This is a genomic window from Paenibacillus cremeus, assembly GCF_007786445.1.
In the GTDB taxonomy this organism is placed as follows: Bacteria; Bacillota; Bacilli; order Paenibacillales; family NBRC-103111; genus Paenibacillus_G; species Paenibacillus_G cremeus.
On the sequence record NZ_VNJI01000009.1, the window covers coordinates 108,031 to 120,701 of the forward strand.

Below are 12,671 nucleotides of genomic sequence, written 5' to 3' on the forward strand. Positions count from 1 at the left end.
CTTTGGTTTAAGCTAATCCTAATAACTCTGATACCTTCATTTCCATCTCTAGCATGGAGAACGGCTTCACCATGTACACATCCGCTTCAAGCTCCAGTCCCTTACGGCTCTCTTCCTCTCGCTCCTGCCCCGAAAGCATAATGATCCGTGTGTTCGGTGAGCGGGTTCCTTCTTGCTGCAGGCGCTGCAGTACGCCGATGCCGTCCAGCCGCGGCATGATGCTATCCAGAATGCACAGATCGACCGGTTCGCCGGCCAAGATCCGGTAAGCCTCCTCACCGTCCTCCGCTTCGATGAACCGAAGAGGCCAATGCTTGAATTTATCCATAAGGATGACACGAATGGCCTTGGAATCGTCGGCAATCAGCACCCTCTTGTACTCGTGGTGATGAGACGAAGATAGGGACGCACGCTGCCCATAGTCCCCTTTGTTCGCGGTCGATTTGGCCACTCGATTACGCCCGTTGCGCTTGGCCTTGTACATCGCATAGTCCGCGTGGCGTGTCCAATCCAGGACCGATAACCCCGGATACCACTCTGTTATGCCGGCGGAAAAGGTGATGAAATGTTCTTGGCCCTCGTATCGTGCGATCGGCTTTTGCCGGATGCCGCTTAGAAGCGACGTAAGCAGATGGGTTGCTTCGGCTTCCGTCGTGTTCGGCATCAGGAGGACAAATTCTTCTCCCCCCAGCCGCGCGACCATATCGGTCTTCCGCAGCCGCTCCTGCAGGAACACCCCGATGCCCTGAAGCACTAAATCCCCCACGTGATGACCATAGGTATCGTTGACCTCCTTAAATTTATCGATATCGATGAGCGCAAGGGAAATCGGCGACGGATAGCGCATGACCCGGTTTAGCTCGACCTCGATATGCTGGTAAAAAAAACGGCGGTTATACAGTCCCGTGAGCGGGTCGCGAAACGCCATGAACTCAAAATCCATCGTTCGTCTCATGAGCCGCTTTATGCGGGCGAGGAGCTCTTCATATTGAAAGGGCTTCGTGAGAAAATCATCGGCGCCTAATTGACGATTTTTACTTGACCGGAGACACCCCGGCCGCGATGGCCGGTGACATGGAATACCATTTTGACATCAAGCTGTAAAGGGGGTCACTGGCTGCTGCGGCAGAGCAGCACCTGACGTGCAAAAGCGCCTTTTCGGACGACGCATCGGTCCTGGATCGTGAACCCGGCCTGCCCGACTAGCAGATCGATGGTCTCCGTCGTGACGATGACCGCCCGGTCCGCCAGCCGACGGAGGCTCTGCAGCAGGGACAGCTGCTCTTCCGTCGAGATGACGGAGCATAGATTATACGGCATATCCAGCACCGCAGCGTCGTAGCGGCCCGTGAGCTCCCGCATGTCGCGGATCGCTACGACCTCGGGCATGCCGAAGTGGGCCAGATTCGCCCGCGCCCCCCGCACGGCCAGCGGATTCAGATCGAAGCCCACGATCTCAATGCCCATCGACAGCGCTTCGATCAGCACCGTCCCGATGCCGCAGCAGGGATCGATCGCTTTGATGCCCTGAGGCCTAGGCACGGCGATGTTGGCGATGGCTCTGGCTACGCGGGTGCTGAGCGCCGTCGAATAATTTTGCGGCTTGGCCTTGTGCGCCAGCCACACCGCCTCGCTGCTCCGGCACGGCCCGAAGACGTACCGCTCGCCGATCGTGGCGACGCCGAACACGCGCTCCGGCCGCCGCATCTCCGCCTGGCCGCGGATCCGCGCGCCCAGCGCCCGCTCCACCTGCCGCTGCAGTTCATACTCCGCAGGCTCCGTCTCCATATAGACGACCTTGAAGGTCGCTCCATCCAGCTCCACTTCGACCATCCGCTCACTAAGCGCTTGCAGGCTGTCCGCCTCGAGCCAGACTTCCATTTGCTGCTTCATAAACGGACTGCGGCTCACCTCTACGTTGATGGCGCTCTCCAGATAGCCGACCTGCGGGTCCGCGCCAAATAAAGTTCGCAGCTCCAGCAAACAGAGCGGCAGCTCATCCTCATGACATGCGTAGGTATACACGTACTGGTTCACACGGTTCAGACTCACGAGCCCTATCTCCTAACGTATCCGTTGTCAACGGAAGCATCCACCTATTGTACCGATTTCCGGCCATAAAAAAAAGCCCGGCTCCCTCCACTCGAAGGTACGCCAGGCTATGACTCGCGAATCGTTATTCACTTTCCCTCTCGAAAATCTCATCGAGCTCCGAGTCGCTCTGATTGGCCGCTGCCAGCACGCTTTGATCCACTTCATTGGTCCCTTGAATCTCTTGCGCCGCCTGCGCCTGGGCGTTCAACTGCTCCTCCGCCTGGCCGATGCCATGCGCGCCTTGATGGTTTCTGCTTGAAGCCATTAGGTAGTCCCTCCGGAAGTCCATAGTTAGTTATGTGCAGCCCCTGTTTTGGGCACAGCACTTACTATGCTCCCGTCAGCGGGACATTATGCAGCTCGCTTACCTGGAAGTCGACAACCTCATCCTTCGCATTGAACGTGCACACAAATTCATAGCGGCCCCGCTGCTCCAGTACGTGACCCAAATACAGCTGAAGATGGCTTATGATGCCTTTATTTTGCTTATCCAGCAGCCAATCCGCCGTTTTCCAAGCCAAGATGCCCTCGGCCGTATCTCTCGGCGCAGCATATTGGAAGTCCACCGGTAAGTTCGCCACGAACAGATGCGCCCCCGTCATCACGCCCTGCGCATTGATCCAGTGGACGTGACCGGCGCTCACTAAATCGCTAACGAGAATGCCTGTCTCCTCATGGATTTCGCGGAACGCGTTCTGCTCCGGCGTCTCCCCCGGCTCGAGCTTGCCGCCGACTCCGTTCCAGCGCCCCATTCCGGGCGGCTTGCTCCGGTTCAGCATAAGCACCTCATGGCCTCGTTTCAGAAAGCATATCGTATATTTCAGCATGGCTTCCTTCCCCTTCCATTACCTTGCACTGCGGGCACCTCACAATCGGCGCAAGCGGTACTCGTAATTGTCTTTACACAGCTGCAGCAAATCATATTTGAGTCCCCGTAAGGGCTGGGTAATCTTCAGCTTTACTGCGCCTTTGCCTTTGACCCGCAACGCGGAACGAACCCGCTTGGTATCGCCGATCCGATTGACAATCAGCTCGGCCGGCCGCGCCTCCCCATATCGGGAGACGATAAACCGGTCGCACGCGATCTCGCTGTAGGCCTGCTCGAGCTCATGAAGCTGAAAATCCGTCAGCATCCCTTCCTGCACCTTCGCGATCAGCACATGCGCCTCCCCAAAATAAAGCACATCCTGATCGATCGCGCTCTCCCGGTCGACGATCTGCTTGTCCGGTGCCTGCTCGAGGATGCGGATGTGCTTCAGCATGTGCTGTGCTTTCTCGAACTCCAGCCGCGACGCGTACAACTCCATTTTCGCATACATGGCTTCAATTAGGCCTTGTCCGCTGCTGGCGAGCAGCTCGGCCGCCTGCTGGGCGGTCTCCCGGTACTGATCCTCTGTGATCATCCCCGCGCAAACGCCGCTGCATTTGCCGATGTGATACAGCAAGCACACCTGCTTGGGCAGCGTGCTGCAGGTGCGAAGACCGAAGTGCTCCGTAATGAATTCCATCAGCTCATCCCGGAAACGGGCGCTCGGATACGGGCCGAGCCGCTTACCGTCCAGCGGATCCGAAGGCACCTGACGGCTTCGGTTGCGGTAATACACTGCCAATCGGGGAAACCGCTCATTCGTCAGCTGCAAATACGCGAACCCGCTGTTGTCTTTTTTTAACGCACGGTTGTAGGGCGGCTTATGCAGCTTGATGAGATTGTTCTCCAGCAGGAGGCTTTCCGCTTCGTTATTGACCAGCACCACTTCAATCGCAGCAATCTCGCTCACCTGCTGCCGAACGCGCCGGCGGTCCGGCGTGGATTGAAAGTAGGAGCGCAAGCGGCTGCGCAAATTTTTCGACTTACCGACGTACAGAATGCGCCCGCCGGCATCCTTCATAATGTAGCAGCCGGGGCTTGCCGGATACTCGCCGGCTTGGAACAAGAACGCCATCGTTATTCGCCGCTTTCCAGCCGCTTCATGAAGTCCTCCACAGCGCTATAGCCCTGCTGGCGCAAGTACCAGTTGTTCGCTGCAGCCTCTACAAGACCGGCCACGTCCCGGCCCGGCTGCAGCTGGATTTCAATATGCGGAATGCGCACATCCATGTACTCCGTAAATTTCGGCTCCAGCTCCAAGTCGTTATTCAAGGCATTTTCCTGCCATCGGGTCAGCTCGATGTCGAGCACGATGCGGGTTTCATCCTGAAATGCCTTACGGCCGTACAGCCGGGACACGTTCACCAGACCGATGCTGCGCAGCGCCAGGAATTCCTTGGATTTCCCGTTGTGCGTGCCGAGAATCGTTTCCGGGCCGGTCTTTTTCATCACGACGATATCGTCGGCAACGAGGCGATGGCCGCGGCGGATCAGCGTATGTGCCGTCTCGCTTTTGCCCACCCCGGATTTGCCGCGAAGCAGGATGCCGATGCCGGAGACGTTAACACATACGCCATGCACCGCCATTTCGGGCGCGAGCGCCTTGGCGAGGTACGTGTCGACCATATCCAGAAACTTCGTCGTCGGCTCCGCTGTCCGCAGCAAGGGGATGTTCTCTTCCTCGCAATATTTTTTCAAATATTTCAAGCCCTCTTGATTGCGCGTGACCACAAAGCAGGGCGGGTGGTATTTGACGATATTGCCGATGCGCAGGTTCCGCTCTTCCTCGCTCAGCTTATGTAAATAGGTGATCTCCTTGCTCCCTAGCACCTGAACGTGCGCATGGGAAAAGAAATCAAAGTAGCCGACAAACTCCAGCCCCGGACGGTGAGCCCGCGGTTTTGGAATTGCACGGTGCATTTCCTTCTCCCCAGCCAGCACCTCCAATTGGAATCGATTCACCAAATCTTGCACAGTTACAAAATTCAACGCTGCCTCTCCCCCTTGAATGACGATCGTCGTCATCGAAATGATTATCATTTAATAGATATTCATTCGACACGAACGGTGCCTAATCCTTCGGGAGTTGCTTTGTTACAACGCGTAGACTTACTTAGGCAGCACGCGGACGGCCGCTTGCTTGCCGCTGACTTGAATGCCGGACTCCTTGACTCCGGCGCCAGCCAAATCCGACACCATCCGCTCGAGCAGCGCTTTCGCCTTCGGGCCTTCCTTGCCCTGCAAGCGCACAACGAACTGCACCGCATGGCCCGATGCGAGCAGAGACAACGCCTGACGCAGCTTTGTGTCGTAATCGTGGTCCTCAATATGCGGGGTCATCCGAATTTCCTTCGACTTCAGCGTCCCTTCTTGGACTTTGGCCTCCCGCTTCTCTTGCTGCTTCTGCTGCTTGGCAGCGCCCCGGGCGATCAGCCGGCAGGGCGGCGGACTGCTCATGAGCGAGTCACACACCAGATCAACCTTCAGCTGCTTGGCCAGCGCAATCGCCTCCGTTCTGGAAACGACGCCTAGATCCTCGCCTTGGACGCCGGTTAATTGCACCTCGGACGCTTTGATTTGTTCGTTCATTAACATAGGCATTCCCTCCGCGCTTATCATACCTTGCCGGAAGACGCACAAGCAATCCATCCCGCTCCCCGGTGTCCATGCCGCAAATAATTCGCGCCGGAAGTGGTAAAAGTAAAGATGAGGTGAGCCTTGTGGATAATGAACATTTTGGGGACCGCGAAACCCGCGAACTCGCATACGGAGCGCTCCAAGACGATGAACTGAAATACGAGGAAGCGTTCGAAGAAAGCGACGAGCCGCTCACAGAGCAAGAGCTCCGCGACCAAGAGCAGTTCGAAACGATGCAGCGAGCCGCCCTGTTCGTCAAATCAGCCTTCCCCGACCAGATCGACTACTTCGATCCGGAAACCGGCGAGATCATCTAGCTTAAAGCAGAAGGTGTGGAAGTGCATCTTCTGCTTTTTTATGTGGATATTCGACATTGTGGATATGTTGACAGAAAGACAATAACTTATGCACAATCAAGGGTTTATGGCTGTGAACATTGTGGATAACACTGTGGATAATGCACTTGGATATAATTGATAAGAGGGAATTCCCTCCCCCTGTCGAATTGGTTTAGATTCGGGCAACCGAATGTACTACCATCGAAGGAGGGATTTTTCTTGTACCCGATTCACCGCTTGACCAAAGTCGCTAAGCTGCTCTCGATCGCCATCCTGTTGTGGACTACGCTGCTGGTTGTGCCGGGCAAGCCGGTGCATGCCGAGTCCTACAGCTATGGCACATCTCCCACGAATACGATCGGTGTCGCTCGGCCGACCATTTCTTTTTTGTTCAAAACGGATATTGCTTCCCCGCCGTCCTCTTACGCCATGTATCTGAACGATGCGAAAGTGGCGGTTTCCTATGACACTGCAAAGGGTGTGTTCAGCTACACCCCAACGCAGGATTTGCCTGCCGGTACCTATACGGCGCGGATGACCATTACGTTAAGCGGCTACCAGCCGATTGAAAAAAGCTGGACGTTTACCGTAGCCCAAAGTGCAGTCAAGCAGCTCCCCGCCCCTTCCGCCGACCAAACGGACGGACTGGCTGCGATCAACGATTATCGCTTGTTTTACGGCCTTCCGCCGGTGAAGCTGTCGGATACCTTGAACGCCGCTGCGGATGCGCATGCACGGTATTTGGACGCGAACCGAGTCGGCCAAAACAAAGCCAGCACCGAAAGTCTGCATGATGAAACGGCCGGCAAGTCCGGTTACATCGGCAAAAACCCGCTGGAGCGCGTCACCTATTTCGGCTATGCCAAGGGGATCGGAGAGGACGCTTCGTTGTCGAACGGCACCTTGCGCGACTCGATCGACTCTCTGTTCGATGCGCCATACCACCGTTCACCGTTCCTTGACCCGACTCTCGTCGAGGTGGGCGTCGGACGAACTGGCAATTATACCGTTCTTGAATTCGGCTTGGAGAACGTGACGACTTCCCAGTCCGTAGTTTCACCCGCTCCTGGCGAGCGTTATGTCCCTACTACATTCGATGGCCATGAAACGCCCGACCCGCTGCGCAACTTTTCCAATGTCACTTATCCTGTAGGCTATCCGATTATGGCCGAGTATTACGGCTCCGGCGTGACGAAAGTGACACTCATGAGTGCGGAGCTGCGCGATAGCTCGGGTCAAACCGTCGATCTGCTGATCGATACGCCGAATACCGACGAGCATCTGCAAAATGCGGTCATTCTGATCCCCCGCAAGCCACTGCAGCCGGATACGAGCTACCATGTCAAAGTGCAATGGCAGGCGACTCAGCGTGACGGCAGTGCGAAAACGGAAACGAAAGAATGGGATTTCACGACCGAGCCGATTGCTCAAATGGGTAAGCAGCTGCTGCATCAGAGCGCGGCGGATTACAAACGCTTCTATGTCAGCCCCGCTCCAGTGGCTCGTGTAGCCAGCTTTGGACTGGATGCCAGCAGCTATAAAGTGGATGGCCTCAGCTACCCGATGAAACGCACGCCGCTGATCGTCGACGGCTTCTCGTATTTATACATCCGAGACCTGGCCGCGGCCTTAGGAGCTACGGTAGAGTGGGATGACGTGCAGCGCGCTGCCATCTATACCAAAGGAACGATGAAGGTTACGCTCTATACGACCACAAACCAATACGAGGTCAACGGGGTGCTCAAGTCCACCGACACGCCTGCAAGACTGATCGATAGCAACACGATGGTGCCGGTCCGCCTGCTGGCCGAGGTGCTGGGCGCCAAAGTGACGTATATCGATTCTACGCGCACCGTGGTCATTAACTACTAAATCAACAGATGGGGAGCATCGATCCGACAGGATCCTTGCTCCTTTTTTTATGGGACATGGGCCATGGGGCATCGGGAATTCTAATCTAGGTCTGTCACATCATTAACTTATAGTCAATCAGTCCTGAAAGCGTTTCAAAATACCTAGACGAATGTGACAAAATTCCTTATAATCAGACTGATACGATAAAGGCATACTTTTCGAAAGAGAAGGACGCAAAGCTACAGACCTACGGGCCGCAGAGGCCTAAGGTGGCTGGGTTGCCGAAGCATAGGACGAAAGTGCCAAGAGAGATGTCTTCTCGATATGCAGAGGCTTTGTCGATTCGGTTGCACCGAACACAAGTATCGACCAATTTCGAGGAGGTCCTCTGCCCACATGCAGTACAATAACTATGATGACCTGATTGGAAAACGCTTACTCAACAACGTGCTGGACGCCAGGGGAGTAATGTTGATTCCCGAGGATACCATCCTTCTGCGAAGCCATGTGGAGAAGCTGGAGAACTTCAATATTGATATATTTGATCTTCATGTCGAGCCGGTCAAGGATGAGCAACCCGTACCCGATATACCTGATGCCCCCCCCAGCGAAGTAAAGAACACCAAAGTGGCCTTCGTCCCCGTTCCAACGCAGGAGCTGGTGAAGCGGTCCGAGAAGAAAATGCAAGAAATCCACGATTTCGTTCATAAAAACGGCAAGCTGCCAGTGGCGGAGATCGAGGATCAGATCCTTCCTTATATTCTTGAGGTCTCTCAGCAGAGGAACATCTATCAGCTGTTTTCCGAGCTGAAGTCCACCGGCGATTTTCGCTACAAGCAGAGCGTAGGCGTGGCCGTCATTGCTACAATGCTCGGGAAGTGGCTGCAGCTGGACAACCAGGAGCTGAGCCTGCTGACAACTGCGGCCAGCCTGTACGATATCGGCTCGATCAAGCTGCCGCATTTCTTGCTGCAAAAGACGACCTGGTATCAGCCGCACGAGATGGAGATCATGAGATCGCATACCCGGTTAGGCTATGAGCTGATCAACGAGTCCGGTCTGGACCAACGGGTAGCTTTAGTGGCGCTGCAGCATCATGAACGGGAGGACGGCAGCGGCTATCCGAACCAGCTGCGGGGACCGCAGATTGACCGGCTGAGCAAGATCGTCGCCCTGGCAGACGTTTACCTGGCGATGATCTCCGAGCGTCCGTACCGACCGGCCAACCCGTTTTATCATGTCATTCAAGAGCTTCAAGCGAATATTCTCAACCATAAGTTTGATCCCATTATCGGCATGACCTTCTTGAATCGGTTGATGTCGTCACAGGTTGGCAGTGAAGTGATTTTGTCTGACGAGCGCAAGGGGAAAATTTTAATGATCAACGCCAACTATCCGACCAGTCCCTTAGTCGCACTGGACAGTGAAGGATTCATCGATCTGAGCAAGCTGAACTCGGTAAAAATCCGGGACATCGTAGGATAAATAGAAGGGGCGATCCAGATTTATTTGATTTGGGGCAGCCCCTTTTTGCTGCATGAAAAAAGCGGCCTCCCCTTGTGAAGACCGCTTTACTTGACTTACCGCCGCCGGTTACGATATCAGCTGCCGCAGCTCTTCTGTCATCTGCTCGACCAGCTCTGGACGCATGTGGAATTGGGCCGGGGTGTTCTGGAACAACGCAATGCGCCATTCCCCCTCATGCTTCACCACGACCATCGTATGATGCGTGTTGACCTGCGGATTAATGTCCGCTGCTCCGTCTGGCACCATGCCAGCAATCGCACGCAGCATCGCGGCTTCCGGCCCCAGCAGGCTTACGCTCCGAACCTTGGCCACGAAGGCGGCAGTCCGGTGATGCGCGAAGATCGGCTGGAGATGGTCGATAATCTCGCCTCGGCTGACAATGTGGCTGCCATCATACCCGATGAGCTCTCCGTCTTCCGCGAACGGCTCCGCCATCCCTTCGGCGCTGCGTACGTTCCATCCCTCCAGCAGCCTGCGATAGACCTCTACAATTTCTTGCTCTTCCCCCGTGAGCTGAAGGCCCGGTACGTTTACGGCTCTCATGCACGCTTCCCCCTCCACTGGTTGGACTAACTCGACTTGTTTAATGGCTGAAAAACACAATTTGAATAAAGAACAGCACCGCAAAAATATAAAAAATCGGATGCACATCCCCCCGTTTTCCACGCACCAGCTTCAGAATCGGATAAACGATAAAGCCGATCCCAATCCCCGTCGCAATGCTGTACGTCAGCGGCATCAGCACAACAATCAGGAAGGCCGGGAACGCCTCCTCCAGATCATGCCAAGCGATGTTTAGCAGCACGTTCATCATCAAGAAGCCGACGATAATTAGTGCCGGAGCCGTTATTGCAGGGATGCCCGCCAGTACGGCCACAATCGGTGAGAAAAACAGTGTCAGCGCCAGCAGCACACTGACCGTCACCGCGGTCAGTCCGGTTCGCCCCCCGACGGCCACACCGGAGCTCGATTCAATGTAAGCGGACGTCGGGCTGGTCCCAAGCAGCGAACCGACCGTGGTGCCCAGGGCATCCGCCAGCAGCGCGCCGCGGGAACGCGGGAATTTATTATCCTTCATCAGCCCCGCCTGCTCGGCCACCCCAAGCATCGTCCCCGTCGTATCGAACAGGGTGATTAGCAGGAAGGTAAAGATGACCGCGTACAGCCCGTTTTTGAACACGCCGCCGATATCCAGCTGAAACGCCGTGGCGGAAAGGCCGGTCGGCAGCGACACGAACGAATCCGGCATTTGCAGCAGCCCCATGATCCACGCCAGGATGGCGGTAATCAGCATGCCGATAAATAGAAAGCCTTTAACCCGATACGCCATTAGAATGAGCGAAACAGCCAGTCCAATGACCGTCAGCATCGTCATCGGCTCTCTTAAATTCCCCAACGTAATTAAGGTAGACGGAGAATCTACAATAATCTTAGCATTTTGCAGCCCGATGAAGGTAATAAACAAGCCGATCCCCGCCGTAATGGCATGCTTCAAGCTGGTTGGAATCGCATCCAGCAGCATGAATCGAAACGATGTCATCGACAGCAGCACGAAACAAACCCCTGCCACGAACACCGCGCCCAGTGCAATTTGCCACGAGACCCCGCTTCCCCCAACGACACTAAAGGCAAAATACGCATTCAGCCCCATCCCAGGTGCTATGACAATCGGGTAGTTGGAGAATACGCCCATAATTAATGTCGCTACTATACTTGCAAGCACCGTCGCTATGAACACCCCGTGAAAATCCATGCCAGCCTTGCTCAGAATACCAGGGTTGACAATGACGATGTACACCATCGTTAAAAACGTCGTAACCCCCGCCATGATCTCGGTGGGTACCGTCGATCCGCGTTCTTTGATTCGAAAAAAAGCTTCCATTCCTTCTTGCCTCCGTTGCATGCTAAAAAATTACTGCAGTACCCATCATACCCTTTCCTATGAATATTAAGACAAAAATTTTGATAAAGAATGTCCAAGGTCGAGACCACAAGCCCTGCTCCGCAATATGATATAGCATCTTGAACAAGGAAAAGGGGCAGCTGCATGTATAAACGAATTTTACACGACGGGAAGATGTGCTACGGCAAGCACGCCATGTTTCATCTGGAGCGCTGCAATGAGAATCTTTTAAGCGTAGACGCCGTAAAAGATTTTATTACGACCCTAGTAGGCGAGATCGATATGGTCGCGTTCGGCGAGTGCCATTGCTTTCGCTTCGGCGACGGGGACGAAACCGGCTTGTCCGGCGTCCAATTGATTTATACCAGCAGCATCACCATCCACACCAACGACCTGCATCGGGAGGGATATTTGGATGTATTCAGCTGCAAGGATTTTTCAGAAGATCAAGTCGTGGAGAGCATTCAGCGCTGCTTTTCTCCGGAACACGTCACCTTCCAAACCGTTATTCGGGACTAATGAGCGGTTTTATCCGGAGCAGATTCAGCGCCATCGGAACGAACCGACCAAGCTTCAGTTTGCGATGATCTCCGACCCCAAGTTCGGTGAGGGCATCGTCTCGAAAATCCCCTTCCATCGAGGCGAGCTGATCTTTCGTTTTGATGGTCAGCTGCGGGACACTCAGACGCTGTTTACGCTCCAGAAAAAACCCGGCGTATATATCGAAGACCCTTATTTTATGGGAAAAATACTGCACTGCTGCGACCCTAACGCCAGCGTCGATATGGAGAACCAGCTGTTCTGGGCGCGAAAAGACATTCAGCCCGGCGAGCTGATCACGATGGATTACGAATCGACGGAGGATGAGCTGTTCCGAAGCTTTCATTGCCAGTGCGGGGCCCCTACCTGCCGCGGACGGATTGCTGGCAAAGCTGCGAAGTCTACTCCGTGATGACTTCGAAGATGGAGTCCACCACGATCGGAAGCAGATCCCGCAGCGAGCTGGCCCCCAGCACCGAGCGGGCATGCACACCCCTCTCGCCAAACACGTCCAGCATGAAATCCGAGAAGCCATTGAGCACCTTATGCGGCTCCTCAAACGCGGGGTCCGCATTGACGAAGCCTTGAACCTTCACGACTCTTTTCACACGATCCAGGCTTCCCAATGCCTCCTTCACCACCGCCAGCACCTCGATCCCCGTCTGTCTAGCAAACTGATAGCCTTCATCCGTGGTGAAGTCCTTCCCAAGCTTGCCCCTTGGGTTTCCTGCCGGTCCCTTGCCGGATACGAAAAGCAAACCGTTCGATATCACATAATTGGCGTATTTCGCCGCAGGCTCGCTGGCCACGGGCAGCACCACGCCCAACTGTTCTAATCGGATTTCTGCGGATGGTTCTATCATCAGTGTTTCCTCCCTAGTGACTAATAATGGTAAATTTCACCTATTGT

16 protein-coding genes and 1 riboswitch are annotated in these 12,671 nt (G+C 54.9%); of the genes, 6 read left to right on the top strand and 10 right to left on the bottom strand.

Features of this window, described 5'->3' with window-relative positions; all coding sequences use genetic code 11:
* Nucleotides 1–7 precede the first annotated feature (7 nt).
* On the bottom strand, nucleotides 8–943 hold the full coding sequence (locus tag FPZ49_RS09340; RefSeq protein WP_222429892.1) for a diguanylate cyclase: 936 nt from the start codon (nucleotides 941–943) through the stop codon (nucleotides 8–10).
* A gap of 95 nt (nucleotides 944–1,038) precedes the next feature.
* Here FPZ49_RS09340 and FPZ49_RS37445 point away from each other — a divergent pair, with 95 nt between their 5' ends.
* On the top strand, nucleotides 1,039–1,104 hold the full coding sequence (locus tag FPZ49_RS37445; RefSeq protein WP_449289938.1) for a hypothetical protein: 66 nt from the start codon (nucleotides 1,039–1,041) through the stop codon (nucleotides 1,102–1,104).
* A 6-nt stretch (nucleotides 1,105–1,110) separates the two neighbouring features.
* Here the strand turns inward: FPZ49_RS37445 and FPZ49_RS09350 are convergent, their stop codons facing one another.
* The 6 genes from FPZ49_RS09350 to infC form a co-directional block, all read right to left on the bottom strand.
* Nucleotides 1,111–2,052 (bottom strand): TRM11 family SAM-dependent methyltransferase, encoded by a 942-nt coding sequence (locus FPZ49_RS09350; protein WP_261381333.1) that lies wholly within the window; start codon nucleotides 2,050–2,052, stop codon nucleotides 1,111–1,113.
* A gap of 124 nt (nucleotides 2,053–2,176) precedes the next feature.
* Nucleotides 2,177–2,359 carry a hypothetical protein gene (locus tag FPZ49_RS09355; RefSeq protein ID WP_144845834.1) on the bottom strand — a complete coding sequence of 61 codons (183 nt, stop codon included), beginning with the start codon at nucleotides 2,357–2,359 and terminating at the stop codon, nucleotides 2,177–2,179.
* 64 nt (nucleotides 2,360–2,423) lie between these two features.
* Nucleotides 2,424–2,921 (bottom strand): NUDIX hydrolase, encoded by a 498-nt coding sequence (locus FPZ49_RS09360; protein ID WP_144845836.1) that lies wholly within the window; start codon nucleotides 2,919–2,921, stop codon nucleotides 2,424–2,426.
* Nucleotides 2,922–2,960: 39 nt separating this feature from the next.
* The gene (locus FPZ49_RS09365) at nucleotides 2,961–4,037 is read right to left on the bottom strand and encodes a GIY-YIG nuclease family protein (RefSeq protein ID WP_144845838.1); all 1,077 of its coding nucleotides are present in this window, start codon (nucleotides 4,035–4,037) and stop codon (nucleotides 2,961–2,963) included.
* Nucleotides 4,038–4,039: 2 nt separating this feature from the next.
* Entirely contained in the window at nucleotides 4,040–4,951 is a 912-nt protein-coding gene (gene hprK, locus FPZ49_RS09370) for an HPr(Ser) kinase/phosphatase (RefSeq protein WP_144845840.1), read from the bottom strand.
* Between the two features lie 120 nt (nucleotides 4,952–5,071).
* Nucleotides 5,072–5,563, bottom strand: coding sequence for a translation initiation factor IF-3 (infC, locus tag FPZ49_RS09375; RefSeq protein ID WP_144845842.1), 492 nt, complete (start codon nucleotides 5,561–5,563; stop codon nucleotides 5,072–5,074).
* Between the two features lie 119 nt (nucleotides 5,564–5,682).
* Between infC and FPZ49_RS09380 the strand changes: the two genes are divergently transcribed.
* The 3 genes from FPZ49_RS09380 (at nucleotide 5,683) to FPZ49_RS09390 (ending at nucleotide 9,276) form a co-directional block, all read left to right on the top strand.
* Nucleotides 5,683–5,916 carry a hypothetical protein gene (locus FPZ49_RS09380; protein WP_144845844.1) on the top strand — a complete coding sequence of 78 codons (234 nt, stop codon included), beginning with the start codon at nucleotides 5,683–5,685 and terminating at the stop codon, nucleotides 5,914–5,916.
* A 240-nt stretch (nucleotides 5,917–6,156) separates the two neighbouring features.
* Nucleotides 6,157–7,809, top strand: a complete 1,653-nt coding sequence (locus tag FPZ49_RS09385; RefSeq protein ID WP_144845846.1) for a stalk domain-containing protein — start codon at nucleotides 6,157–6,159, stop codon at nucleotides 7,807–7,809.
* Between the two features lie 180 nt (nucleotides 7,810–7,989).
* A riboswitch (cyclic di-GMP riboswitch) is annotated at nucleotides 7,990–8,077 on the top strand.
* Between the two features lie 110 nt (nucleotides 8,078–8,187).
* A complete protein-coding gene (locus FPZ49_RS09390; protein ID WP_144845848.1) occupies nucleotides 8,188–9,276 on the top strand; it encodes an HD-GYP domain-containing protein in 1,089 nt (362 codons plus the stop codon).
* A gap of 108 nt (nucleotides 9,277–9,384) precedes the next feature.
* Here the strand turns inward: FPZ49_RS09390 and FPZ49_RS09395 are convergent, their stop codons facing one another.
* Both FPZ49_RS09395 and FPZ49_RS09400 read right to left on the bottom strand, forming a co-directional pair.
* A complete protein-coding gene (locus tag FPZ49_RS09395) occupies nucleotides 9,385–9,861 on the bottom strand; it encodes an SgcJ/EcaC family oxidoreductase (RefSeq protein ID WP_144845850.1) in 477 nt (158 codons plus the stop codon).
* 40 nt (nucleotides 9,862–9,901) lie between these two features.
* The gene (locus FPZ49_RS09400; RefSeq protein ID WP_144845852.1) at nucleotides 9,902–11,200 is read right to left on the bottom strand and encodes an NCS2 family permease; all 1,299 of its coding nucleotides are present in this window, start codon (nucleotides 11,198–11,200) and stop codon (nucleotides 9,902–9,904) included.
* A 165-nt stretch (nucleotides 11,201–11,365) separates the two neighbouring features.
* Between FPZ49_RS09400 and FPZ49_RS09405 the strand changes: the two genes are divergently transcribed.
* Both FPZ49_RS09405 and FPZ49_RS09410 read left to right on the top strand, forming a co-directional pair.
* Nucleotides 11,366–11,740 (top strand): S-adenosylmethionine decarboxylase family protein, encoded by a 375-nt coding sequence (locus FPZ49_RS09405; RefSeq protein ID WP_144845854.1) that lies wholly within the window; start codon nucleotides 11,366–11,368, stop codon nucleotides 11,738–11,740.
* A complete protein-coding gene (locus FPZ49_RS09410) occupies nucleotides 11,637–12,173 on the top strand; it encodes an SET domain-containing protein (protein ID WP_144845856.1) in 537 nt (178 codons plus the stop codon). The genes FPZ49_RS09405 and FPZ49_RS09410 overlap by 104 nt, the downstream gene beginning before the upstream one ends.
* Here the strand turns inward: FPZ49_RS09410 and FPZ49_RS09415 are convergent.
* Nucleotides 12,163–12,624 (bottom strand): RidA family protein, encoded by a 462-nt coding sequence (locus FPZ49_RS09415; RefSeq protein WP_186445705.1) that lies wholly within the window; start codon nucleotides 12,622–12,624, stop codon nucleotides 12,163–12,165. The two genes, FPZ49_RS09410 and FPZ49_RS09415, sit on opposite strands and share 11 nt — an antisense overlap.
* Nucleotides 12,625–12,671 lie beyond the last annotated feature (47 nt).